Here is a 23,474-nt window from a genome sequence, read left to right as displayed (position 1 = left end):
CGGTGGTCGTGAAGATTTACCACGGCTCCGGCGACGATCCACGGAGGTCGCTGTGGCGCGGCCCACAGGAAGAAGCGGACAAATCACTTCCCGAATCGCAAAGCATGCGGGCGCGGAGACGGGATCGTTATACGGAGTTGAGCGTCCTTTGAGGAAACGGAAGGCGTCCGTCCGGAGACGGTGTGAGGGCGCGTGGGGACACGGCGGAGACCCGGTGACGGCGTGGCGAAGACGCCGCCGGGGGCCCTCCCCGCGTCAGGGCGTCATCGTCTCGATCAGGGTCTCCTGGAGCGCCCCGAGCCACAGGTACGCCATCACCATCGGCTTGCGCGGGTCGTCGTCCGAGAGCCGGTACAGGCCCTCGCCCTCGTCCTCGTCGGAGATCTCCAGCCGGTTGCCGATGGTCAGGCGCAGGTCGTTGAGCGCGCCGAGCCAGTGCCGGCAGTCGTCGGGCGCCAGCTTCAGCACGGCCCCGCCCTCGCCCGTGGCGGCGAGCGCGTCCAGGGTGCGGACGACGGCGAGGCCGTCCTCGCGCTTGCGCGTACGCAGGTCGTTCTCGGTGAAGCGCCTGAACTCGGCCGCGTACTCGCGCAGTTCGTCGTCGGTGTCGTCGCCGAAGCCGTACGCGTCCGGGAAGAGCCGGGCGAGCGCGGGGTCGGACGGCGGCTCGCTGGGCCCCTCCGCGAAGAGCGCGGCCAGGGGGTCCTCACCCTTGGCCGGTTCCTCGCCGGGGCCGATCAGCTCCAGGAGTTGGACGGCGAGGGAGCGCAGGATGGAGATCTCGACCTCGTCGAGCGCGACGGCGGCGCCACCGCCGGGGATCGGCACGAACTGCCCGGCCATCAGGCGTGGTCCTGGGAGAGCGTGGCCCACAGGCCGTAGCCGTGCATCGCCTGCACGTCGCGTTCCATCTCCTCGCGGCTGCCGCTGGAGACGATCGCGCGGCCCTTGTGGTGGACGTCGAGCATCAGCTTGTGCGCCTTGTCCTTGGAGTAGCCGAAGTACGTCTGGAAGACGTACGTCACATAACTCATGAGGTTGACAGGGTCGTTGTGGACGATCGTCATCCACGGCACGTCAGGTTCCGGGACGGTGAACGTCTCCTCGGCCGACTCGGGAAGTTCGATCTCTGTCGGGGCAACACTCACGGTTCGGGACGACCTTCTTCTCCGCCGGGGGCCCCGGGGTACGCCCCGGGATGCACAGCCTCACTGACCCCATGCTGCCACCCGAAGGGGTCTGTCGCACAAACGGCGGCCCGGACGCCCGATAGAAATCGTCACTCTGACGAGATCCGCTGTAGCATTGTTGGCATGAACTCTGCGGACCTTGAGAAGGGCCTTGCGAAGGACGAGGGCGGCAGGCGGGTCGGTGTTCCGTCGACCGCGCTCTTCACCGACCAGTACGAGTTGACGATGCTCCGCGCCGCGCTGCGCGCGGGGACGGCCGAGCGCCGCTCCGTCTTCGAGGTCTTCACCCGGCGGCTGCCCGAGGGACGGCGCTACGGAGTCGTCGCCGGCACCGGACGGCTCCTCGACGCCGTCGAGAACTTCCGCTTCGACCCGGACGTCATCGGCTTCCTGCGCGAGCGGGAGATCGTCGACGGGGCGACGCTCGACTGGCTCGCCGACTACCGCTTCCGCGGCAACATCTGGGGCTACCGCGAGGGCGAGGTGTACTTCCCCGGCTCGCCGATCCTGCGCGTCGAGGGGTCCTTCGCCGAGTGCGTGCTGCTGGAGACCGTGGTCCTGTCGATCCTCAACCACGACTCGGCTATCGCCGCCGCCGCGTCCCGGATGTCGTCCGCGGCCGGCGGGCGCCCGCTGATCGAGATGGGCGCGCGCCGCACCCACGAGCTGGCCGCCGTCGCCGCCTCGCGCGCCGCGTACGTGGGCGGCTTCGACACCACCTCCGACCTGGCAGCCGGGTTCCGTTACGGCATCCCGACGGTGGGCACCAGCGCGCACGCCTTCACGCTGCTGCACGACAACGAGCGGGACGCGTTCCAGGCGCAGGTCGACGCGCTCGGCAGCGGTACGACGCTGCTCGTGGACACCTACGACGTGGCCGAGGCGGTCCGTACCGCCGTGGAGGTCGCGGGGCCCGAGCTGGGCGCCGTACGCATCGACTCCGGCGATCTGCTGCTCGTCGCGCACCGGGTGCGGCAGCAGCTGGACGAGCTGGGCGCGGTGAACACCCGGATCGTGGTCACCTCCGACCTGGACGAGTACGCGATCGCCTCGCTGGCCGCGGCCCCGGTGGACGCGTACGGGGTCGGCACCCAGCTGGTCACCGGCAGCGGGCACCCCACCTGCTCGATGGTGTACAAACTCGTCGCCCGTGCCCACTCCGCCGATCCGAAGGCGCCGCTGCACGCGGTGGCGAAGAAGTCGCTGGGCGGCAAGACGTCGATCGGCGGCCGCAAGTGGGCGGCGCGGCGGGTCGACGCGGAGGGGTACGCGGACGCGGAGGTCGTCGGCACCGGCCCGGTGCCCGCCGAGCTGCTGGACCGGCAGCTGCTGGTGGAGCTGGTCAAGGGCGGCGAGGTGGTCGCGCGCGAGTCGCTGGACACGGTCCGCGACCGGCATGTCGCGGCGCGCGCCGCACTGCCGATGTCGGCGATCCAGCTGTCGCGCGGCGAGCCGGTCATCCCTACCGTCTACATGTGACGTACACGGGGGACGGATGAGGTGTGGAAGGCATGAACGGAGAACCACCGGGAACGCCAGGCTCCGACAGACCGGCCCTCGGAAAAGATCCGAAAGACAGTGATTCCCCGCCCGCTCCCCACCGAAGGACACCCGCCATGCACCGCGCGTTGATAGTCGTGGACGTTCAGAACGACTTCTGTGAGGGCGGCAGCCTCGCGGTGTCCGGCGGCGCCGACGTGGCCGCGGCCATCACCGATCTCATCGGCCAGACCACCGCCGGTTACCGCCATGTCGTCGCGACGCGTGACCTCCACATCGATCCCGGTAACCACTTCTCCACCCGGCCCGACTACGAGCACACCTGGCCGGTCCACTGCGTCGCCGGCACCGAGGGGGTGGGCTTCCACCCCAACTTCGCGCCCGCCGTCGCCTCCGGGTCGATCGACGCCGTCTTCGACAAGGGCGCCTACTCGGGGGCCTACAGCGGCTTCGAGGGCGCCGACGAGAACGGCGTGACGCTCGCGCGGTGGATGCAGGCGCGCGAGGTCGGCGAGGTCGACGTCGTGGGGATCGCCACCGACCACTGCGTGCGGGCGACCGCCCTGGACGCGGCGCGTGAGGGATTCACCACACACGTGCTGCTGGACCTGACGGCGGGCGTCGCCGAGGGGACGACGCAGCGGGCCCTGGAGGAGCTCCGGGCGGCGGGCGTGCGCCTGACCGGCAAGCCGGTCGTGGTCTAGAGCCGCCGCCTCCGCTCGCGAGTCGCCGGTTACGCGGCGCTCAGATCGCTCCCGCTGCTCCTCGGCAGCTCCGGCCGCGGCGCCGCCTGCGGTCCCGGCCTGGTGCCCGGCGGCGGGCCCGTCGGCACCCCTGTGCGGCCCGCGCGCGGCTCGGCCGACCCGTAGCGCCGCGCGGGGCGCAGCAGGGCCCGTATGGGCTGCCAGAGCTCCTGCGCGCACTCCGGTGTGGCCCGCCAGAGCAGGCCGTCCGGATGGTGCAGCACCGCCGTGATCTCGTCCGGCGTGGGCGGTTCCGCGTTGCCGCGGAGATAGACGGCGCGCAGCCCCAGATTCCGCAGCCTGGTCAGGGCGCGGGCCCGGTTCATCGCGTGGACCAGGATCCGGACCGTACGACCCTCGGTCACCGGGCTGGGCACGGTCAGCGCCACCACCACGGTGCCGTTCGGGAGTCTGCTGAAGCCTCCACCTGCCATATGTCCTCAATCCCCCCGTAAGACGTCGTGTCAATAAGAGTCGGTAGGACGCACCTAAACACGATCGGCCGCCGCCCGCTAGAGGGCGACGGCCGATCATGGTTTGACCTGGGACGATGTCCGTTACTTGGTCGAGCGGTCCACCTTCACCGTGATCGTGGAGCCACTGAGCGGCTCGCTCACGATGGAGATCTTGGTGTTGGTGTCAGGAACGTCGACGGAACCCGTCGGGTTCTCCTCGTACCAGTAGGTACCCTTGCGGTCGTCGAAGACCGGCTTGCCCGCCTGCGGGAGGATCCACTGCGCCTTGTCGGCGTTGTGGAGCCGGAACAGGTCGGTCGGGTACTTGCTGAAGGACGAGTCGAACGTCTGGATCTTGTTGCGTATCACCGTGCCGTCGGCCCACTTCAGGGGCTTGGCGTGCGCGTCGACCGGCAGGATCAGACCCTTGCCGGGGTGGACGCTGGTGTTGTTGTCCTTCTGCGAGGTGTCCCAGAGCCAGACCATGAGGCCGTTCTGGTACGCGTAGTGCTCGACCCAGCCGTCCTTCGGCGCCTTGAAGCCGAAGTTGTACGGGCCCGACTTGAGGGTCTTGTCGTAGCTGACGTACTGCCGGTTCTCCGCGATGTAGAACTGGTCGTAGTCCTTGGTGAACGACTCCTCGATGCGCGAGAAGCCCTTCGAGGTCCAGCCCGCGTCGTCCGCCTCGGCGTTGTCGGTGAAGAGCGGGGTGCCGTCGGCGACGACGCTGATCGCGTCGGCCGCGAAGCCCTTGCCGCCGGCCCCGCCGTCCGTCTGGTAGCGGAAGCGGACGTCGATCTTCTTGCCCGCGTAGGCGTCCAGCGGGTAGACGAGCTTCTTGTACGCGCCGGAGGGACCGGTCAGGGCCGGCTTGTCGCCCGCGTCACGGGTGATGGCCTTGCCGTCGGCGGTGCCGTCGACCGGGGTCCAGTTGGTGCCGTCCTCCGACACCTCGGCGTACAGGTAGTCGTAGTTGGCCTCGATGTCCCACCAGCCGTCCAGTTCCAGCGACGCCTTGGTCTTGCCGGTGAGGTCGACGGGGCGGCTCAGGGTGTTCTTGAGGTCGTCACCCATGTCGCTCCACCACTGCCTGGAGCCCTCGGCGGGCTTCACGACAGTCGTGGTGACCGGCTTCTTCGGCAGCTCGACGACGAGCGCCTGCGGGTTCTTCGTGTTGTACTCCGACACGCCCAGCTTGTGGGTCGACGCGGTCGCGGCCTTGGCCTCGTCGTAGTCGAGCCAGCCCAGCTGGAGCTTGTCCCAGGCGGTCATGTCGCCCGGCAGGTCCCCGATCTCGCCCTTGCCCCGGCCGAGCCAGGAGCCGGCGGACATCAGGGTCCAGTAGCCGGTGGAGTTCTCGCCGCCCGCGGTGTCGTACAGGTCGGGCAGGCCGAGGTCGTGGCCGTACTCGTGCGCGAAGACGCCGAGTCCGCCGTTCTCCGGCTGCATGGTGTAGTCGCCGACCCAGATGCCGGTCTCACCGATCTGCGTGCCGCCGGACTTGTTCTCCGCGGGGCCCGTCTTGCCGGCGTCCGTGCCGTACGCGTACCAGCGGTGCGCCCACAGGGCGTTCTCGCCCTCGGCGCCGCCGCCGGCCGACTCGTCCTCGCCCGCGTGGACGATCTGGAAGTGGTCGATGTAGCCGTCGGGCTCGTTGAAGTTGCCGTCGGCGTCGAAGTCGTAGCGGTCCCACTCGTCGTAGGTCGCGAGGTCCGCCTTGATCTGGGCGTCCGTGCGGCCCTGGGCCTTCTGGTCGGCGGCCCAGGCGGTGGTGCCGTCGCGTACCGCGTCCCAGACGTTGGCGCAGTTGCTGTCGCCGCAGTAGTTGGAGCCGTAACGGGCCTCGTTGTACTTGACCTTGACCCAGTCGGAGACCTCACCGTCGACCGAGTAGCGGCCTGACGAGGTCTTCTCGTAGTAGGTCTTCAGCGACTCTTTCTGCTGACCCTTGCTGTCCTTGCCCTCACCGAAGTAGAGGTCCTGGAAGTGCTGCTGGTTGTAGTCGGCCTGCCAGGCGGTGGAGTTGTCCACCTTCCGGTCCGGCTCGGCTATCTCGTTGTGCTGCGGGCCGGGCTCGCCGCCGTACTTCGTGATGGGGGCCTCGGGGCCGTCGGCACCGTCCGGGTCGTACGTGGTGGTGTCGTCGACCTCGTCGCCGAACTCCACCAGGATCGTGAATATCTTGTCGGTCTTCTCCCGGCCCAGCTCGACGTACTTCTTGTCGTCGAGCTTGACGACCTGGGAGCCGCCGCGCTTCATGATCTTGGCGTCACCCGAGAGCACCTGTTCGAGCGCGGCCTTGCGCTGCTGTTCCCGCTGCTTGCTGAAGGGGCCGTCGAGGTCGTGCCCGACATCGCCCTTCCGCGGCGCCGGATCGCGGCGCTCGATGCTCGCCGGAGCTGCTGTGGGGTTGCCCTCGGCCTGGGCCGGGGCAAGCGCCGACGCCGTCGCGGCCGCCGTGGCGAGGGCCACGAACACCGCGGACGCTCTGATCGCCCGTCGATTGATGGTCACTTGATTGTTGTCCTCTCCCCGCACCCGGAGTCCGCGGACCGGCAGTGTGGGGATCCGCGCGCGGGGTGCGCGTCACAAGTGACGACATTCGACCGGAGTTGAAGGAGAAAAGACAGTCCTTGACTTGCACAGGCCAAGTGCACTATGCACACGTTCCGTTCCGGTATCCGGACGCTCCCCAAGACCCGCCAGTGGGCGCATCGATGTGTCATATAGCGGGGGCGCGTGACTCCGTGCGCCCCCCATGCTCCGGCGTCGTGGGTTAGGTCACGCTTACTGTCGGTTCCTGCCGGGCATCCACCGTCGTAGGGTCGTTTGACAGTGCGACTCCGCGCAGACCACGCGAGACACCCCCAACATCCCCGAAAACAAACCCGATTGCCCCGAGGGACGGATCAGCCATGCCGCGTCCGACTGCCGCACAGCTTGCCTACGGTTCCGCCACCGTCGTCCTCTCCACACTCGTGATGCTGCTGCTCTCCGGCGTCACATCGGTCGTCGGCATCGCGGTGATCGCACTGGTCGCCCTCTGTCTCGGCCTTCTCGTCTCGGTGAAGGCGGTGCGCCCGCGTGTTGCGGAGCCGGTCCGTACGAGTCCCGCGAACCACTCCGATGCGGCTCCCGTCGTCCCGTCGCAGTCCGCCGCCGAGACCCGGGTTCCCGCGTCACTGCGGCGCTGACACCACGACGGTTCTCGCCGCCTTGTCGTGCAGGCCCTGCCGGTAGGGCCGGTCGAGCAGCAGCAGGATCAGCAGGAGCAGCGGCCAGAGGCAGGCGCAGCAGACCAGCGCGGGCAGCCACAGCACGACGGCCCGCAGGAACGAGGGACGGGAGTCGGGGACCCGGCCGTCGTTGAGCATCGCGACACGGATCTTGAACAGCTTTTTGCCGATGGTCTGGCCACGCCACTGCGTCATCACCATGTCGTAGCCGACGTACGCGATGATCGTGATGATCCGGAAGACCCACTGGCCGCCGCCGTTCATGCCGTTGACCGTGTCGTCCCAGCTGTTGGACTCGTCCGACCAGTGCCGGTAGACGCTGAACGGGATGGCGATCACGGCGAGCGGGACCGCGACGATGATCCAGTCGACGATGCGCGCGAGGACGCGCTTGCTCACGGACGCGAGCGGCGGCATCCCGCGCAGCGGATCGTTCGCGCCGAACGGGTCACCGGGGGGCGGAGGAGCCGATCCGCCGTACGGGTCACCCGGTGGTGGCGGGTTGGCGCCCCCGTACGGCTCACCGTAACGCGGCGGTGTACCGCCACCCGGGGGCGGGCCACCGGGCGGCGGCGTCTCGCCGGGCGGCGGCTGCTTACGGAACGGGTCGTCCTCGGGCGGCTGACCGGGCGGCGGCTGATCGTTGCTCATGGGGGCAGTGCACCGCGCCGCGTGGACGCCCGCAACGGATCACCCGCCGTTCGGGGGAGCCCCCGGCCGCGGGTGACCCGGCGTCATCCCCCGTGTGCCACGGTGCCCGGCTTGCTTCGGCTCACCCCCGGCTCACCCGGCGACGAAGGTGCGCGCGATCTTGTCGTGCCAGCACTGCCGCCACGGCTTGTCGAAGAAGCACCACAGCACGTTCACGATGCCGACGACGAGCACGCCGAGCACGCCGTACACGAGCCAGCGGCGCAGGGCGGAGCCGAACGACGGGGACTCGAACGACCCGATGTCCCGCACCTCCAGCCCGAACAGCTTCTTGCCCAGCGTGCGGCCCCACTTGGCGGTGGGCAGCGCCTCGTACAGGACGCCGATGACGAGCAGCGCGGCGAGCACCCCGCCGAAGTAGCCGGCCGTGGTCCCGTCGATCAGCCAGACGGTGACGGTCTCGCCGGTCTGCTTCGCGGCCTCGACCTTGTCGTCGATGTGCGCGAGCGCCTTGGACACCAGGGGTACGGAGATGGCCCCGACGACTCCCAGCAGTACGACGGTGTCGATCAGCCGGGCGGCGAACCGCTTGCCGAGCCCGGCGGGGCGGGCCGCCGCCTGGGCCTGCGCGGCCCGCAGGAACGGGTCGTCGACCGGCGGCTTCCACGGCACGACCGGCTGCCCCGGCGCGGGGTCGGCCCCGGTGGACGGCGTCGAGGGTGACTGCGCGAGCTGGTGCACCTGCTGGGCCCAGGAGGGCGCGCCGCCGCCGGGGCCCGGTGCGACCGGGGTGGCGGGCGGCTGCATCGACCGGGACCCGAGCACGTCGGGCTGCTGCGGGGTCTGGGGCGGCTGGGGCGTGTGGGGTTGGGGCTGGGCGGGCGCGGCGGGTGCCGGGCCGGACGAGCGTGGCCGCAGGGCGCGCAGCGCCATGGTGCCCTCGGTCTGGCCGGTACGGCCGGCGGCCTGCCGGCCCTGCGGTACGCCGCCGACCGGGCCGACGGCGGCGCCGCCGACGGCGGGCGCCTCGCCGCTCCGGGCCTGGCCACCCTGACCACCCTGTGCCTGGCCCCGCCCGCCGCGTCCGGGGCGCGGGACGCGGATCGCGACCGTGCCCTCGTTGCGGGGTGGGTCCTCGTCGTCCCCGCCCGCTCCGGGGCCGGGTCCCAGGGACCGTACGCCGGGCAGTGCGCCGCCCGTGGGGTCGGCCGCCGGTTCCGCGGCCTGGCCGGGCACCCGGGGGTCGCGCGCGTACCGGGGGTCCCTGGCGTCTTCCGGTTCCGGTGCGCTCTGCGGGCCCTGCGTGCCCTGTTCGCCGGGCCGGCCGCGGGAGTCCTGCGGGCCCTCGCCCCAGGAGACCCGGGCGTCATGCTCGCCGCCGAAGCCGGTCTGCCGCCGGGTGTCCGCCTGCCAGACGGAGGCCGGTTCCTGGCGGGGTTCCTCGGCCGGGTCCTCGTCGAAGAACATCGGCCCCGTCTCCTCGACCGCCGGGGCCGGGGTCCGCCGGGCCGGTGGCGGAGTGGGGGCCGACGCCGCTCCCTGGGGCGGCTCCGGCATGGCCTCGCCGGCCTGCGGCGCCGGCCGGCTGGTGCCGGGTACCCAGGAGCCGCCGTTCCAGTACCGGACGTATCCGGGGATGGACGGGTCCGGGTAGTAGCCGGGGGAAGGGCTGCCGTCTCCGGTTGCCGAGGTCGGGGCGCTCATCACCGTGGTCCCGTATCTCTTCGATGGGCTCAACTCAAGGGTCCACATCTATCAGACCACCGCATGGCCCAGGGGCCATCCAGCCGTTTGGACCTCGATTCGGTCACGAAAGAGTCACGGTAGGTCGCGGGAGCAAGTTCTTGCCCGAAGTCGCGTAATGACGGCGGGAGTCGGCGCTCTCCATCGGTACGGCCCACTCCCGGGCGTCGTACGAGGAAGGAAGCACTCGACATGCACACCGTGGTGGAACGCGAGCTGGAGCTCAATCTGGTGCTCTCGCCCGAGCGCAGTATCCCTGTCCCCGCCAGGCTGACGTACCGCACGGAGGACCCGTACGCGGTGCACATCACCTTTCACATCAGTTCGGACACGCCCGTCAACTGGACGTTCGCACGCGAACTTCTGGTCGAAGGGGTGTTCCGGCCGTGCGGGCACGGTGACGTACGGATCTGGCCCACGAAGGTCGACGGCCGCACCGTCCTGTGCGTGGCGCTCAGTTCCCCCGACGGCGAGGCACTCCTGGAGGCTCCGTGGGCGGCGGTCTCGGCGTGGCTGGAGCGGACGTTGCGGCTGGTGCCACCGGACACCGAGGCCGACCGGCTGGGGATCGACGCCGGGCTGGCCCGGCTGCTCGCCCCGATGCCGGCCGACGACCTGTGGCTGCGGGACCCTTGGCCGTCGGACGAGTCCGCGGAGGGTGAGTGCTGAGGGTCAGAAGAGCTTTCCGGGGTTCAGCAGGTCCAGCGGGTCGAAGGTCTTCTTGATGCCGCGCTGCAACTCCATGCCGACCGGGCCCAGTTCGCGGGAGAGCCACTCCTTCTTCAGGACGCCGACACCGTGCTCACCGGTGATGGTGCCGCCCAGCTCCAGGCCCAGCGCCATGATCTCGTCGAACGACTCGCGGGCGCGCCGGGACTCGTCCGGGTCCGAGGCGTCGAAGCAGACGGTGGGATGGGTGTTCCCGTCGCCCGCGTGGGCGCAGACGCCGATCGTGAGGTCGTACTTGGTCGCGATGCGGTCGATGCCCTCAAGGACCTCGGCGAGCCGTGAGCGCGGCACGCACACGTCGTCGATCATCGTGGTGCCCTTGACCGCCTCCAGCGCGACGAGCGCCAGCCGCCGTGCCTGGAGCAGCAGTTCGGACTCGGCGGCGTCGTCGGCGGGGACGACCTCGGTGGCGCCGGCCGCCGTGCAGAGTTCGCCGACGGCGGCGAGGTCGGCCGCCGGGTCCGCGGTGTCGAAGGCGCAGAGCAGCAGCGCCTCGGTGGTCTCGGGGAGGCCCATGTTCGCCAGCGAGTTGACGGCGCGGACGGTGGTGCGGTCCATCAGCTCCAGCAGGGACGGGGTGTGCCCGCGCTCCATGATCCGGCAGATGGCGTCGCAGGCGGCGGACGCCGAGGCGAACTCGGCCGCCAGGACGAGCTGCTGGGGCGGCGCCGGCTTGAGCGCGAGGACGGCTTTGACGACGATGCCGAGGCTGCCCTCCGAGCCGACGAACAGCCGGGTGAGGTCGTATCCGGCGACGCCCTTGGCGGTGCGGCGGCCGGTGGTCAGGAGGCGGCCGTCGGCGAGTACGACGTCCAGGCCCAGGACGTATTCGGCGGTGACGCCGTACTTCACACAGCACAGGCCGCCGGACGCGGTGCCGATGTTGCCGCCGATGGTGCACGTCTCCCAGCTGGAGGGGTCCGGCGGGTAGTACAGACCGTGTTCGCCGACGGCGCGGGAGAGCACCGCGTTGACGACGCCGGGCTCGACGACCGCGATCCGGTCGACCGGGCTGATCTCCAGGATCTTGTCCATCTTGACGAGGGACAGCACGATGCAGCCGTCGGAGGCGTTGGCGGCGCCCGACAGTCCCGTACGGGCGCCCTGCGGCACCACGGGGACGCGCAGGGCCGTCGCCGTGCGCATCACGTGCTGGACCTGCTCGACGGTGCGCGGCAGTACGACCACCGCGGGGGAACCCGCCTCGCAGAAGCTCGCCATGTCGTTCGCGTAGGAGGCCGTGATGTCGGGGTCGGTGATCAGGGCTTCGGCGGGCAGACCGGCTCGCAGCTGGGCGAGGAGGTCGTCCGTGGCGACGGTGGCTGGGGAGGCGGTGGGCGCGGCCGCGACGAGGTCATCCATGATCCCAGCGTGGCACCCCGGGGCCATCGGTGTGAACCCGTCTGCGATCCACATCCGCAAGGACGGGTGTGGTCTTCGTATTGACGCACAGTAATCACATGGATGCCAAGAACACCTGGAACACGCGGCACATGAGGCACATCCGCAGGGCGGCACTGGCCGCGGGTGTGGGGGCGGTCCTCGTCGTGGGCGTCCTGGTGTTCGTCCCGGACGGGGACGAGGCGCCGCCTCCACCGGGCCCCGAGGCGCGGGCGCGGGCCGCCGTCGGCGCGGGCGGTCCCGCCTCGCTGCCGGACGTGGCGGCGCTCATCAGGGACCGGGAGGCGTGGCTGCGGAAGAACCCGAAGGACGCCGGATCCTGGGCGGTGCTGGGCGCGGCGTACGTGGAGCGGGGCGGGCTGCGGGCGGACACGGCGTATTACCCGAAGGCCGAGCAGGCGCTGCGGCGCTCGCTCGCCGTCGCCCCCGGCGAGCGGCGCAACCCGGCGGCGACGACGGGCCTGGCCGCGCTGGCGAACGCGCGGCACGACTACGCGGCGGCCAGGAAGTGGGGCGAGGCGGTACGGAAGGCGGCCCCGGCGCGCTGGACGACGTACCCCGTCCTGATCGACGCGTACAACGGGCTCGGCGACTACGCGGCAGCGGGCAGGGCCCTGGACAAGCTGCGGTCGCTGCGCTCCGGCGTACGCGTGCTGTCCGTGTCGTCGCTGGTCTACCGTGACCGCGGCTGGCGCGAGGACGCGGCGGCGAAGGCGGACGAGGCGGCGGGGAAGGCGGCCACGCCCGCCGAGAGGTCCGGCGCGCTGAACGCTCTCGGCGGGCTCGCCTGGGAGCGCGGCGAGCCGACGGACGCGCTGCGCTACTACGACGCCGCGCTGAAGGTGGCGCCGGACCACCATGCGTCGCTGGCGGGCCGGGCGCGTGTCCTCGCGGCGCTGGACAGGACGGAGGAGGCGTGCCAGGACTACCAGGCGGCCCTCGCCGAGCGCCCGATGCCCGAATACGCCCTGGAGCTGGGCGAGTTGTACGACTCGCTGGGGCTGGACGGGGACGCGCGGAGCCAGTACGAGCTGCTCCGCGACCGTACGGCGAGGGCTCAGGCCGACGGCGTCAACGAGGAGCTGACGCTGGCCCGTTTCGAGGCCGACCACGGCAGTCCGCGGGCGGCGGTGGAGCGGCTGGAGGCGGAGTGGCGGCGCGGCCACCGGAGCATGCAGGTGTCCGACACGCTGGCTTGGGCGCTGTACCGGGCGGGTGAGGCGCGGAAGGCGCTGCCCTACGCGAAGAGGGCGACGGAACAGGGGATGCGGAGCGCGCTCTTCTCGTACCACCGGGGAGAGATCGAACGCGAACTCGGGATGGAGGGCCCGGCGCGCCGCCATCTGGACGAGGCGCTGCGGACGAATCCGCGTTTCTCGCCGCTGCTGGCGCCGAAGGCCCGTGCGGCGCTGGCGGAACTGGGCGAGCTGCCCGGCGGCGGTCCGAAGGACATGTACGGCGACGGCGAGAGCACACCGCTGACGGCGGGGCCCACCGCGCCGTCGAGAAGCACGGTGCCGTCGCCGTCCACACCGGCGACGCCGCCCGCGCGGTCGGTCGCGCCGCCGGTGCCGTCCGCGTCGCCGGCCTGGTCGGAGCCCGCACCCACGCCCACACGGCCCGTATCGGCATCTTCCGCCGCCCGAAGCTGAATGATCACCTCCGGTGGGCCCGTAACTGGGCCCTGAGGCCCTGCGTCTGGGCCCGGTCCCGTCCTTAGTCTCCTCTCGCCCGGGGAAACGGGCGACGGCTTGGGCGAGGAGTCCGGATGAACGGCACGGAGTGCGTACCAAGGCCGCGTCGGCCGCGCGACAGAGGCCAGGGCGGTGTCGAGTACGTCGCTCTGATAGGCGTCGTCGCGGCGATAGTCGCCGCGATCGTGGCGCTGACCGTCCCCACCGACACGGCCGTTGCGCTGGAGGACGCGGTCTGCCGGATCGTCAACACGGGCGACGGCGGCGAGGGCTGCGACTCCGGCGGTGGGGGCGGGGACGACGGCGGAGATGGCGGCGGGGACGGCGAGATACCCGAGGGCCCCCCGGGCGACCCGTTCCAGCCCGCGAAGTGCCTGCTCTCCCAGGATCAGACCAAGACCACGGTCGTGATCCAGATCATCTTCATCAAGATCAGCGGCTCCGAACAGCTCAAGGTCCAGCAGTGGTCGGACGGCACGGTCACCCTGGAGCGCGTGACGGACAGCGGTGTCGGTGTCACGGCCAGCGTCTCGGCGGGGATACCGGGGCTGAAGGACTGGGGCGGCAGCGCCTCGCTGAACGGCACCTACAGCAAGGGCAAGGGCCAGGGCGGGCAGTGGGTGTTCGCGAGCAACAAGAGTGACGACCCGCAGGCCGACCTCGCCGCGAACCTCGCCGACGCCGAGGAGTTCGCGGCGGCGCTCAAGCAGTCGGACACGTGCGACGCGATGATCGGCTCGCCCGTCTCGCCGATCAGCCAGGTCGGCTGCAAGAACAGTGCCGTGTCCCAGATGCAGTCGGCCAACCCCGAGCGGATGCCGGACGTCGACATCACCAAGACCACCACCGACGCGTCGGGCGGACTGAGCTTCGGCAAGTCCTTCAAGAAGGGCGCCGGGGGCAAGGACGAGAACGGCAAGTCCAAGGACCTCGGCAGCGTTTCGGCCGACGGGCTCACCGGCTCGATGACCGAGGACGTCGTGGTCATGCGGACCAACACCGGCCCGGACGCGGGGAAGATCACCTTCGTCTACACCCTCAGCGTCGACGGCAAGAGCGGTCAGGGCGCGCAGGGCAAGGCGACCCGGATGCAGCAGGTGGCCGTCACGTACGACGCGGCGACCTACGACCAGGAGCAGAAGGACGGCAAGGAGCACCGGCCGGAGAAGCTGGTGATCACCACCAGCGAGGAGAACGGCGCGGGCGGCGGCGTCCAGGTCGGCGCGGGGGCCAATGTCCCCGGTACGCCGGTGACCATCGACGTCGGCGGCGGTGGCGGCACGATCGAGTCGCAGATCCACACGGAGTCGGCGGAGCTGGTCCTGGACAACGACACGGACAGCAAGCTGGTCGAGGACTGGCTGCGCGGTCGCGGCGACTTCCCCGCCAGTGACGCCCTGCCCACCCCGTCGGAGGCGGCGGAGGTACCGGGAAGTGACGCGGGGCCGCTGGAGCGGCTGCTGCACGACAAGGGCAAGCTGTCGCGGCTGGACTACAAGGCCAACACCGACTGGTGGAACGCCTCGTTGGGGATCGGCTTCGGTATCTCGGCCGGCCAGGTGACGATGGGGTTCAAGCTGTTCGGCATCGACATCACGCACGAGGAGAAGAACCAGGCCATCACCGGCGACCCGACGTACGCCACCGGTCCGAAGAACGGCGGCGCCCGGCCGTGGGTGGAGTGGAAGAACTGCACCCGGACGCAGCCGATCGTGTAACGGGCGGAACCCGTTCGGAGGAGACATCCGGCACCTCCGATGGCAAGATCTGCGCAACTCACACACCTTGTGGGCCCTCGTCCGTCCCTCGCTTGGAGGCGTCTTGTCCCCGCGCACCGCGTTCGTGTTGCCCGTAGTAACCACCGCCGCCGCCCTCGTCGCCATGACCGGATGTACGAGCACCGAGACCTCCGGGTCCGACGGCTCGAAGGTGGAGCTGGTGAAGTCAGGGAAGCTCACGACCTGCACCCATCTGCCGTACGAGCCCTTCCAGTCCCGCCAGGACAACAAGATCGTCGGCTTCGACGTGGACCTGGTGGATCTGGTCGCCAAGGAGCTGAAGGTCACTCAGGAGATCGTCGACACGCCTTTCGAGGGCATCCAGACGGGCGAGGACCTCAACGCCCGCAAGTGTGACGTCGCCGCCGCGGGCATGACGATCACGCCCGTACGTGAGGAGAACCTGGACTTCTCCGACCCCTATTTCGAGGCCACCCAGGCCCTGGTCACCAAGAAGGGCGCCGGCTACGACTCGCTGGCGAGCCTGAAGGGCAAGAAGCTGGGCGTCCAGCAGGGTACGACCGGTGAGGAGTACGCGAAGAAGAACGGCAAGGACGTGGAGACCGTCCAGTTCGAGGACCTGGCGCTGCTGCTCACGGCCGTGAAGACAGGCCAGGTCGACGCCGCCGTCAACGACAACGGCGTTCTCTTCGAGTACGTACGCAAGAATCCGGACACCGAGGTCACGGCCGAGTTCGAGACCGGCGAGAAGTACGGCGTCGGGGTGCGGACCGGGAACGACGCCCTGCGCGCGGAGATCAACAAGGTGATCAAGGCGGCCCAGTCGGACGGCCGTTACGACGCCATATACAAGAAGTGGTTCCCCGCCGCTCCCAAGAATTGAGGAACCACCACAGATGTCCATGACCCGCCGACAACGGACCCGCGTCATCAGGAGCGTTCAGTACGCCGTCCTGGCCGTCGTGGTGCTCGCCATCGCCCAGGCCGCCGACTGGGGCGAGATCCAGCGAGCCTTCTTCGATGTCGAGGTCGCCAAGGCCCAATTCCCCGACATCATCACGACCGCGCTGGTCAACACCGTCATCTACACCCTGCTCGGCTTCGGGTTCGGGCTGGCCCTGGGACTGCTGCTCGCGCTGATGCGGCTGTCGCAGGTGCCGCCGTACCGCTGGCTGGCCATTGTCTACATCGAGTTCTTCCGGGGCGTTCCCGCGCTGCTGGTCTTCATCGCCCTCGGGTTCGGTGTGCCGCTGGCCTTCCAGGTGGCGATCAACCAGTACGTGACGGTGATGCTGGCCCTGGGCCTGGTCGGCGCCGCCTACATGGCGGAGACCCTCCGGGCCGGTATCCAGGCCGTGCCCAAGGGGCAGACCGAGGCCGCGCGTTCGCTCGGGATGTCGCAGGGGCGGGCGATGGTCTCGATCATCATTCCGCAGGCCCTGCGGATCGTACTGCCGCCGCTGACCAACGAGTTGATCCTGCTGACGAAGGACTCGTCGCTGGTCTATCTGCTGGGCCTGTCCCTGTCCCAGTACGAGCTCGCCAAGTTCGGCCGGGACGCCCTGAACCAGAACCGCAGCCTCACGCCGATCCTCATCGCCGGTCTCTGCTATCTGGTGATCACCCTGCCGCTGGGCCATCTGGTCCGGCGGCTCGAAGCGCGTACGGCAAGGGCGAGGTGAGCGGGGTGGAGGAACCGGTGGACAAGTCCTCGGAGACGGACCCGGCGCCGGACGTGAAGGCGTCCCGGCCGACGGGAGCGTCCGGGGAGGCGCCCGCGATCGAAGTACGGGCCCTGCGCAAGTCGTTCGGCTCGCTGGAGGTCCTCACCGGCATAGACTTCACGGTCGCGCGCGGCGAGGTGGTGTGCGTCATCGGCCCTTCGGGGTCCGGCAAGTCGACGCTGCTGCGCTGTGTGAACCGGCTGGAGGAGCCGACGTCGGGCACCATTCTGGTGGCCGGCGCGGAGGTCACCGACCCGGACGTGGACATCGACAAGGTGCGCCGCGGCATCGGGATGGTCTTCCAGTCGTTCAACCTCTTCCCCCATCTGACCGCCCTCCAGAATCTGACGCTCCCTCAGCGCCGGGTGCTGGGGCGCGGCAAGGAGGAGGCGGCGCGGGTCGCCCGCGAGCGGCTGGCGCGGGTCGGTCTGACCGACAAGGAGTCGTCGTATCCGGCCCAGTTGTCCGGCGGGCAGCAGCAACGGGTGGCCATCGCACGGGCGTTGGCGATGGACCCGGAGCTGATGCTCTTCGACGAGCCGACGTCCGCGCTCGACCCCGAACTGGTGGGTGACGTCCTCGCGGTGATGCGCTCGCTCGCCGACGAGGGGATGACGATGCTCGTCGTCACGCACGAGATGAGCTTCGCCAGGGAGGTCGCCGACCGGGTGGTCTTCATGGACGGCGGGGTCATCGTCGAGGAGGGCTCCCCGGCCCAGGTGATCGGCGACCCGAGCCACAGCCGCACCAAGTCCTTCCTCTCCCGCCTCCTCGACCCGGCCGCCGCCGGGCTGAGCGAGGACAGGGCGCGGGGTACGAAGGAGTAGGGCCCGTCCGGTGGTGGCGGTCGACCGCTGGAGTCAGCGGCCGACCGCCACCAGACCGGCCCAGGGCGCGGGGTCGGCCGGGTCGCGGCCGACCCCGCGGTGAACGTCGAGCGGTGCCGAACGACGTGTCAGAGGTTGCCGCGCCTCTCCTGCTCCCGCTCGATCGCCTCGAACAGGGCCTTGAAGTTGCCCTTGCCGAAGCCCATCGAGCCATGACGCTCGATCATCTCGAAGAAGACCGTCGGCCGGTCCTGGACCGGCTTGGTGAAGATCTGGAGCAGATAGCCGTCCTCGTCACGGTCCACGAGGATCTTCAGCTCGCGCAGGGTCTCCACGGGCACCCGGGTCTCGCCCGCCCACTCGCCGAGGGTGTCGTAGTACGAGTCGGGGGTGTCGAGGAACTGGACACCGGCCGCCCGCATCGTCCGTACGGAGCTGACGATGTCGTTCGTCGCGAGCGCGATGTGCTGGACGCCCGCACCACCGTAGAACTCCAGATACTCGTCGATCTGCGACTTCTTCTTCGCGACCGCCGGCTCGTTGATCGGGAACTTCACCTTGAGGGTGCCGTCGGCCACGACCTTCGACATGAGGGCGGAGTACTCGGTGGCGATGTCGTCGCCCACGAACTCCTTCATGTTCGTGAAGCCCATGACCTTGTTGTAGAACGCCACCCACTCGTTCATCCGGCCGAGTTCGACGTTGCCCACACAGTGGTCGATCGCCTGGAAGGTGCGCTTCTCGGGAGCGGCCACCATCGGCTCGGCGGCGGCGAAGCCCGGCAGGTAGGGGCCCTCGTACCCGGACCGCTCGACCAGGGTGTGGCGGGTGCTGCCGTACGTGGCGATGGCGGCGAGTACGACCGTGCCGTTGTCGTCCTTGAGCTCGTACGGCTCCTGGAGGCCGGTCGCGCCGTGAGCGGTGGCGTAGGCGTACGCGGCACGCGCGTCCGGCACCTCGATGGCGAGGTCGACCACACCGTCGCCGTGCTCGGCGACATGGCCGGCGACGAAGCGCCCCCACTCGGTGGACGCCTTGATGACGGACGTGAAGACGAAGCGGGCCGAGCCGTTCGTGAGGACGTAGCTCGCGGTCTCGCGGCTCCCGTTCTCGGGGCCCGAGTAGGCGACCAGCTTCATACCGAACGCCGTCGAGTAGTAGTGGGCCGCCTGCTTGGCGTTGCCGACGGCGAAGACGACGGCGTCCATTCCCCTGACCGGGAAGGGGTCGGCGTCGCGCGCGGTGGACGGGGCGGAGTCGAGGTTCACCGAGGTATCTGCCATGACGGCAGCGTCTCGCCGTTCCGCAAGGTGCGCAACAGTTCGCGCATTCGCTGGGCAGTCTGTACAGCCGGAGGCGAGGATGACCGGACCATCTGCACAGGATGACCACCACGAACCGCCTCAGGAGGCGCCATGGGTATCGACGGGCTCGACGGCAGGCTCATCTCCCTGCTGGCACGCGAGCCGCGCATCGGGGTGCTGGAGGCGTCGCGCCGGCTGGGGGTGGCGCGCGGCACCGTGCAGGCGCGGCTGGACCGTCTTCAGACGAACGGCGTCATCCGGGGGTTCGGTCCGGACGTCGATCCGGCCGCTCTCGGCTACCCAGTTACGGCGTTCGCAACCCTGGAGATCAAACAAGGACAAGGTTCTGATGTTCGAGCCCATTTGAGTGGCGTTCCAGAGGTCCTCGAACTGCATACCACCACCGGAACCGGGGATATGCTCTGCCGACTCGTCGCTCGTTCGAACGCCGATCTCCAACGGGTGATCGACCGGGTTGTCGGTTTCGCCGGTATTCAGCGGGCCTCCACGGCGATCGTCATGGAGAACCCCGTTCCGCTGCGGATCATCCCGCTGGTGGAGCAGGCCGCCCAGGACACCGACGGCGACCGGCCGCCCGGCCTGCCGGGCGACTGACCGACCGCGACCGACCAGAGAGGAGCGCCGTGGACTTCTGGGACTATCTGGCCAATCGCCACCAGCAATTGCTCACCGACTCGTTCCAGCACGCCAGCGCCGTCTTCCAGTGCATGGTGATCGCCACCGTCCTGGGTGTCGTCATCGGCGTACTGACCTACCGCAGCCCCTGGGGCGGCAGTCTGGCGGTCCTCTCCACCGCCGCCATCCTGACCATCCCCTCCCTGGCCGCCATCGGTCTGCTCATCCCGCTGGTCGGTCTCGGCGTCGCGCCCACCGTGATCGTCCTCACGCTGTACGGGCTGCTGCCCATCGTGCGCAACGCCGTCGTCGGACTGCGCGGCGTGGACCCGGATCTGGTGGACGCCGCCAAGGGCATCGGCATGTCACGTACCGCCCGGCTGCTCAAGGTCGAGCTACCGCTCGCCTGGCCGCCGATCCTCACCGGCATCCGGGTCTCCACCCAGATGCTGATGGGCATCGCCGCCATCGCCGCGTACGCGTCGGGGCCCGGCCTCGGCAACGAGATCTTCCGTGGCATCGCCTCGCTGGGCAGCGCCAACGCGATCAACCAGGTACTCGCCGGAACGATCGGCATCGTCATTCTCGCCCTGCTCTTCGACGCCGCGTATGTCCTGCTCGGCCGACTCACCATCCCGAGGGGGATCCGTGTCTGAGACCGCTGACCCGACGCCGGCCGGGGCCGCAGACAAGGCCGTGACCGACGCCGAGGCCGAGGCCGTGCCGACGGCCGGCGTCAAGCCCGTGGCCACGGCCACGGCCGGCACCACGGCCCGCGCCGTGCCCACCAACGGTGGCACCGCCGGCACCGCCTCCACGAGCGGCGCCACCATCCAGCTCGACGGCCTCACCAAGCGCTATCCGGGCAGCCCCAACCCGGCGGTCGAGAACGTCTCGATGGAGATCAAGGCGGGCGAGACGGTCATCCTCGTCGGCCCCTCCGGCTGCGGTAAGTCGACCACCCTCAAGATGATCAACCGGCTGATCGAGCCCTCCTCCGGGCGGATCAGGATCGGCGACGAGGATGTCACCGACATGGACCCGGTGAAGCTGCGCCGGCAGATCGGCTACGCGATCCAGTCCTCCGGTCTCTTCCCGCACATGACGGTCGGCGAGAACATCGCGCTCGTACCGAAGATGGTCGGCTGGTCCAAGTCGAAGGTGAAGGACCGGGTCGAGGAGATGCTCGACCTGGTCGGGCTCGACCCCCGCGAGTTCCACGGCCGTTATCCGCGCCAGCTCTCGGGCGGCCAGCAGCAGCGTGTGGGGGTGGCGCGGGCGCTCGCCGCCGACCCGCCGGTGCTGCTGATGGACGAGCCGTTCGGCGCCGTCGACCCGATCACACGGGACCATCTCCAGGACGAACTGATACGTCTCCAGCACGAGTTGCACAAGACGATCGTGTTCGTGACGCACGACTTCGACGAGGCGATCAAGCTCGGCGACCGGATCGCGATCCTGCGGGAGCGCTCGCACATAGCCCAGTTCGACACCCCCGAGGCGATCCTCACCAACCCCGCCGACGACTTCGTGTCCGGCTTCGTGGGCGCGGGGGCCGCGCTGAAGCGGCTCAACCTCACGCGCGTACGGGAGGTGGAGATCGCCGACTTCCCGTCGGTGACGGTCGAGGACCCGCTCCAGTCGATCTTCGACAGGCTGAGCAGCGGCCCGCACAACGAACTGCTGATGCTGGACCGGAAGAACCGCCCGTACAAGTGGCTGCGCCGCGGCGACCTGTCGCGGGCCAAGGGCTCGCTCGCCAACGCCGGCCAGCTGGTGCACCACACGGTGACCAGGGACGCCACCCTGCACGACGCGCTGGAGGCGGTCCTGACCGAGAGCGGCGGCCGGGTCGCCGTGACCGGCAGGCGCGGCGAGTACATCGGTGTCGTCGACATGGAAACGCTGATGACGTCCGTCCAGGAAATGCTGGAGGCGGACAGGCTCACCGCCTTCGAGCACCAGCACGAGCTGGCGGAGCGGCGACAGCAGCGGACCGGCCAGGAGCCGGCGGGCGGTGCGGACGTATGAGCGCTCCCCCACGGAACCAGCGCCCACCGGGCGAGTACGACGTCAAGGGGCACGCCTTCCGGGACGAGGAGTCGGAACCGGCCCCGCCGCCCAGCGCCCCGAAGCGCCGGATAACCCGGGCCAAGCTGCTGACGGTGCCCGCCGTGGTCGCGGTCGTCCTGCTGGTGACCTTCGCCTGGATCACGAACGTCTCGCTCGACTCGATCGCGAGGAACTCGCTCGCCAACGGAAATGTGCGGCTGCGGCTGTGGCAGCACATCGAACTGACCGCGGTCTCCACCTTCTGGGTGCTGATCATCGCGATCCCGCTGGGCATCGCGCTGACCCGGCGCGGGCTGTCCAGGGCGGCGCCGGCCGTGACCGCGCTCGCCAACATCGGGCAGGCGACCCCGGCCCTCGGACTCCTGGCGCTGCTGGTGATCTGGCTGGGCATCGGCCCGTCGACGGCGATCATCGGCATGGTCATCTACGCGGTGCTGCCGGTGCTCGCCAACACCGTGGCGGGTCTGAAGGCCATCGACCCGCAGCTGGTCGAGGCGTCGCGCGGCATCGGGATGTCACCGCTCGGGACACTGGGCAGGGTCGAACTCCCGCTGGCCGTACCGCTGATCCTGGCGGGCGTACGGACGGCACTGGTACTCAACGTGGGCACGGCGACACTCGCGACCTTCGGCGGTGGCGGCGGGCTCGGTGACCTGATCACCTCGGGCATCCAGACGCAGCGCATGCCGGTCCTGATCCTGGGCTCGGTGCTCACGGTGACACTGGCGCTGCTGATCGACTGGCTGGCGTCGCTGGTCGAAGTGGCCCTCACCCCGCGCGGACTGGAGGAGCGCTGATGCGCTACATCGACCGAAGGCTCCTGACCGTCGGTGCCGCGCTGCTGCTGAGCGCCGCCACCCTCAGCGGGTGCGGTCTCAAGAGCGGCTCCCCGATGGTGGACGAGGTCGCCCCCGGCTCGGTCGGCCAGGGCGAACCCCTCAAGGGCGCCTCGCTGACGGTGACTTCGAAGAACTTCAGCGAGAACATCATCCTCGGCCAGATGATCGGCCTGATCTTCAAGGCGGCGGGCGCGGAGGTCCTGGACCGGACGAATCTGCCGGGCTCGATCAGCGCGCGCGAGGCGATCGTCAAGGGCGACGCCGACGCGATGTACGAGTACACGGGCACGGCCTGGATCACCTACCTCGGCAACGAGAAGCCGATCACCGGCTCGCGGGACCAGTGGACGGCCGTACGGGACGCGGACCGCTCGCACGACGTCAGCTGGCTGGCGCCGTCCACGCTCAACAACACCTATTCACTGGGCATCAGCAAGAAGAACAACGCGAAGTACAAGCTCAAGACGATGTCGGACGTCGCCGCGCTGTCGAAGAAGCAGCCGGACGGGGTCACGATCTGCGTGGAGAACGAGTTCGCGTCGCGGGACGACGGGCTGCCGGGGATGGTGAAGGCGTACGGGATGAAGATCCCGGCCGCCAGTGTGAAGAAGATGGACGCCGGGATCATCTACACGCAGGCGTCCAAGTCCAACTCCTGCCTGGTGGGTGAGGTGTTCACGACGGACGGCCGGATCAAGGCGATGAATCTGGACACGGTCACCGACGACAAGCACTTCTTCCCGAACTACAACGCGGCGCCGGTGATCCACAGCGCGACGTACAAGAAGTACCCGGAGATCGCGGGGCTGCTCGACCCGCTCAGCAAGCGGCTGAACACCGGGATCGCGCAGGAGCTGAACGCGAAGGTGGATGTGGACGGCCAGGACCCGCACGAGGTGGCGAAGGACTGGCTGATCGAGGAGGGCTTCATCAAGGAGGGCTGAGCCCGGGGTGCCGGGGCCCCGCCCAGACATGCAAAGAAGTAGTTGC

21 protein-coding genes and 1 pseudogene are annotated in these 23,474 nt (G+C 69.8%); 14 read left to right on the top strand and 8 right to left on the bottom strand.

Going from position 1 to position 23,474, the window contains the following annotated elements; all coding sequences use genetic code 11:
- Positions 1-255: 255 nt before the first annotated feature.
- Positions 256-843 (bottom strand): DUF2017 domain-containing protein, encoded by a 588-nt coding sequence (locus tag IEY79_RS09475; protein WP_189106924.1) that lies wholly within the window; start codon positions 841-843, stop codon positions 256-258.
- Entirely contained in the window at positions 843-1,148 is a 306-nt protein-coding gene (gene clpS, locus IEY79_RS09470) for an ATP-dependent Clp protease adapter ClpS (protein ID WP_189106923.1), read from the bottom strand. The genes IEY79_RS09475 and clpS overlap by 1 nt, the downstream gene beginning before the upstream one ends.
- A 165-nt stretch (positions 1,149-1,313) precedes the next feature.
- On the opposite strand from clpS, the gene IEY79_RS09465 reads away from it, so the two are divergent.
- Both IEY79_RS09465 and IEY79_RS09460 read left to right on the top strand, forming a co-directional pair.
- Entirely contained in the window at positions 1,314-2,669 is a 1,356-nt protein-coding gene (locus IEY79_RS09465) for a nicotinate phosphoribosyltransferase (protein WP_189106922.1), read from the top strand.
- 137 nt (positions 2,670-2,806) lie between these two features.
- Positions 2,807-3,394 carry an isochorismatase family protein gene (locus IEY79_RS09460; RefSeq protein ID WP_189106921.1) on the top strand — a complete coding sequence of 196 codons (588 nt, stop codon included), beginning with the start codon at positions 2,807-2,809 and terminating at the stop codon, positions 3,392-3,394.
- Between the two features lie 167 nt (positions 3,395-3,561).
- Here the strand turns inward: IEY79_RS09460 and IEY79_RS09455 are convergent.
- Both IEY79_RS09455 and IEY79_RS09450 read right to left on the bottom strand, forming a co-directional pair.
- Positions 3,562-3,867 (bottom strand): annotated as a pseudogene (locus IEY79_RS09455) (hypothetical protein); the annotation flags it as partial.
- A gap of 123 nt (positions 3,868-3,990) precedes the next feature.
- A complete protein-coding gene (locus tag IEY79_RS09450) occupies positions 3,991-6,402 on the bottom strand; it encodes an immune inhibitor A domain-containing protein (protein WP_189106920.1) in 2,412 nt (803 codons plus the stop codon).
- Between the two features lie 401 nt (positions 6,403-6,803).
- Between IEY79_RS09450 and IEY79_RS09445 the strand changes: the two genes are divergently transcribed.
- Positions 6,804-7,082, top strand: a complete 279-nt coding sequence (locus IEY79_RS09445) for a hypothetical protein (RefSeq protein WP_189107177.1) — start codon at positions 6,804-6,806, stop codon at positions 7,080-7,082.
- Here IEY79_RS09445 and IEY79_RS09440 read toward each other — a convergent pair.
- Positions 7,068-7,775 (bottom strand): RDD family protein, encoded by a 708-nt coding sequence (locus tag IEY79_RS09440; protein ID WP_189106919.1) that lies wholly within the window; start codon positions 7,773-7,775, stop codon positions 7,068-7,070. The two genes, IEY79_RS09445 and IEY79_RS09440, sit on opposite strands and share 15 nt — an antisense overlap.
- A 132-nt stretch (positions 7,776-7,907) precedes the next feature.
- Complete coding sequence (locus IEY79_RS09435) at positions 7,908-9,479, bottom strand: RDD family protein (protein WP_189106918.1); 1,572 nt, start codon at positions 9,477-9,479, stop codon at positions 7,908-7,910.
- A gap of 231 nt (positions 9,480-9,710) precedes the next feature.
- On the opposite strand from IEY79_RS09435, the gene IEY79_RS09430 reads away from it, so the two are divergent.
- The gene (locus IEY79_RS09430; protein WP_189106917.1) at positions 9,711-10,187 is read left to right on the top strand and encodes an SsgA family sporulation/cell division regulator; all 477 of its coding nucleotides are present in this window, start codon (positions 9,711-9,713) and stop codon (positions 10,185-10,187) included.
- 3 nt (positions 10,188-10,190) lie between these two features.
- On the opposite strand, the gene IEY79_RS09425 is transcribed toward IEY79_RS09430, so the two are convergent.
- Positions 10,191-11,609: an FAD-binding oxidoreductase gene (locus tag IEY79_RS09425; protein ID WP_189106916.1), complete on the bottom strand. Its 1,419-nt coding sequence runs from the start codon at positions 11,607-11,609 to the stop codon at positions 10,191-10,193.
- A 98-nt stretch (positions 11,610-11,707) separates the two neighbouring features.
- On the opposite strand from IEY79_RS09425, the gene IEY79_RS09420 reads away from it, so the two are divergent.
- The 5 genes from IEY79_RS09420 (at position 11,708) to IEY79_RS09400 (ending at position 17,632) form a co-directional block, all read left to right on the top strand.
- Positions 11,708-13,300: a tetratricopeptide repeat protein gene (locus IEY79_RS09420; RefSeq protein ID WP_189106915.1), complete on the top strand. Its 1,593-nt coding sequence runs from the start codon at positions 11,708-11,710 to the stop codon at positions 13,298-13,300.
- 116 nt (positions 13,301-13,416) lie between these two features.
- Positions 13,417-15,060, top strand: a complete 1,644-nt coding sequence (locus tag IEY79_RS09415) for a hypothetical protein (RefSeq protein WP_189106914.1) — start codon at positions 13,417-13,419, stop codon at positions 15,058-15,060.
- Positions 15,061-15,163: 103 nt separating this feature from the next.
- Positions 15,164-15,964, top strand: coding sequence for an ABC transporter substrate-binding protein (locus tag IEY79_RS09410; RefSeq protein WP_229700771.1), 801 nt, complete (start codon positions 15,164-15,166; stop codon positions 15,962-15,964).
- Between the two features lie 13 nt (positions 15,965-15,977).
- A complete protein-coding gene (locus IEY79_RS09405; RefSeq protein ID WP_189106913.1) occupies positions 15,978-16,763 on the top strand; it encodes an amino acid ABC transporter permease in 786 nt (261 codons plus the stop codon).
- A gap of 53 nt (positions 16,764-16,816) precedes the next feature.
- Positions 16,817-17,632 (top strand): amino acid ABC transporter ATP-binding protein, encoded by an 816-nt coding sequence (locus IEY79_RS09400; protein WP_308426660.1) that lies wholly within the window; start codon positions 16,817-16,819, stop codon positions 17,630-17,632.
- Between the two features lie 128 nt (positions 17,633-17,760).
- Here the strand turns inward: IEY79_RS09400 and hppD are convergent, their stop codons facing one another.
- On the bottom strand, positions 17,761-18,915 hold the full coding sequence (gene hppD / locus IEY79_RS09395) for a 4-hydroxyphenylpyruvate dioxygenase (protein WP_189106912.1): 1,155 nt from the start codon (positions 18,913-18,915) through the stop codon (positions 17,761-17,763).
- Positions 18,916-19,047: 132 nt separating this feature from the next.
- On the opposite strand from hppD, the gene IEY79_RS09390 reads away from it, so the two are divergent.
- The 5 genes from IEY79_RS09390 (at position 19,048) to IEY79_RS09370 (ending at position 23,428) form a co-directional block, all read left to right on the top strand.
- The gene (locus tag IEY79_RS09390) at positions 19,048-19,551 is read left to right on the top strand and encodes an Lrp/AsnC family transcriptional regulator (RefSeq protein WP_189106911.1); all 504 of its coding nucleotides are present in this window, start codon (positions 19,048-19,050) and stop codon (positions 19,549-19,551) included.
- 29 nt (positions 19,552-19,580) lie between these two features.
- Positions 19,581-20,228, top strand: a complete 648-nt coding sequence (locus IEY79_RS09385; RefSeq protein WP_189106910.1) for an ABC transporter permease — start codon at positions 19,581-19,583, stop codon at positions 20,226-20,228.
- A 124-nt stretch (positions 20,229-20,352) separates the two neighbouring features.
- Positions 20,353-21,603, top strand: a complete 1,251-nt coding sequence (locus IEY79_RS09380) for a betaine/proline/choline family ABC transporter ATP-binding protein (RefSeq protein ID WP_189107150.1) — start codon at positions 20,353-20,355, stop codon at positions 21,601-21,603.
- Positions 21,600-22,442, top strand: a complete 843-nt coding sequence (locus IEY79_RS09375) for an ABC transporter permease (RefSeq protein ID WP_189106909.1) — start codon at positions 21,600-21,602, stop codon at positions 22,440-22,442. Before IEY79_RS09380 ends, IEY79_RS09375 begins: the two co-directional genes overlap by 4 nt.
- Positions 22,442-23,428, top strand: coding sequence for a glycine betaine ABC transporter substrate-binding protein (locus IEY79_RS09370; RefSeq protein WP_189106908.1), 987 nt, complete (start codon positions 22,442-22,444; stop codon positions 23,426-23,428). Before IEY79_RS09375 ends, IEY79_RS09370 begins: the two co-directional genes overlap by 1 nt.
- Positions 23,429-23,474: the final 46 nt, after the last annotated feature.

Source organism: Streptomyces camponoticapitis (assembly GCF_014646115.1).
GTDB classification, from domain to species: Bacteria; Actinomycetota; Actinomycetes; order Streptomycetales; family Streptomycetaceae; genus Streptomyces; species Streptomyces camponoticapitis.
This window is presented reverse-complemented; position numbering and strand designations above follow the sequence as displayed.

Excerpts from the sequence above, each read along its gene's own strand:
- IEY79_RS09375 (WP_189106909.1), top strand. The coding sequence starts at position 21,600 with ATGAGCGCTCCCCCACGGAACCAGCGCCCACCGGGCGAGTACGACGTC.
- IEY79_RS09415 (WP_189106914.1), top strand. The coding sequence starts at position 13,417 with ATGAACGGCACGGAGTGCGTACCAAGGCCGCGTCGGCCGCGCGACAGA.
- hppD (WP_189106912.1), bottom strand. The coding sequence starts at position 18,915 with ATGGCAGATACCTCGGTGAACCTCGACTCCGCCCCGTCCACCGCGCGC.
- IEY79_RS09440 (WP_189106919.1), bottom strand. The coding sequence starts at position 7,775 with ATGAGCAACGATCAGCCGCCGCCCGGTCAGCCGCCCGAGGACGACCCG.
- IEY79_RS09445 (WP_189107177.1), top strand. The coding sequence starts at position 6,804 with ATGCCGCGTCCGACTGCCGCACAGCTTGCCTACGGTTCCGCCACCGTC.
- IEY79_RS09425 (WP_189106916.1), bottom strand. The coding sequence starts at position 11,609 with ATGGATGACCTCGTCGCGGCCGCGCCCACCGCCTCCCCAGCCACCGTC.
- IEY79_RS09420 (WP_189106915.1), top strand. The coding sequence starts at position 11,708 with ATGGATGCCAAGAACACCTGGAACACGCGGCACATGAGGCACATCCGC.
- IEY79_RS09475 (WP_189106924.1), bottom strand. The coding sequence starts at position 843 with ATGGCCGGGCAGTTCGTGCCGATCCCCGGCGGTGGCGCCGCCGTCGCG.
- IEY79_RS09460 (WP_189106921.1), top strand. The coding sequence starts at position 2,807 with ATGCACCGCGCGTTGATAGTCGTGGACGTTCAGAACGACTTCTGTGAG.
- IEY79_RS09430 (WP_189106917.1), top strand. The coding sequence starts at position 9,711 with ATGCACACCGTGGTGGAACGCGAGCTGGAGCTCAATCTGGTGCTCTCG.
- IEY79_RS09405 (WP_189106913.1), top strand. The coding sequence starts at position 15,978 with ATGTCCATGACCCGCCGACAACGGACCCGCGTCATCAGGAGCGTTCAG.
- IEY79_RS09465 (WP_189106922.1), top strand. The coding sequence starts at position 1,314 with ATGAACTCTGCGGACCTTGAGAAGGGCCTTGCGAAGGACGAGGGCGGC.
- IEY79_RS09435 (WP_189106918.1), bottom strand. The coding sequence starts at position 9,479 with ATGAGCGCCCCGACCTCGGCAACCGGAGACGGCAGCCCTTCCCCCGGC.
- IEY79_RS09370 (WP_189106908.1), top strand. The coding sequence starts at position 22,442 with ATGCGCTACATCGACCGAAGGCTCCTGACCGTCGGTGCCGCGCTGCTG.
- IEY79_RS09390 (WP_189106911.1), top strand. The coding sequence starts at position 19,048 with ATGGGTATCGACGGGCTCGACGGCAGGCTCATCTCCCTGCTGGCACGC.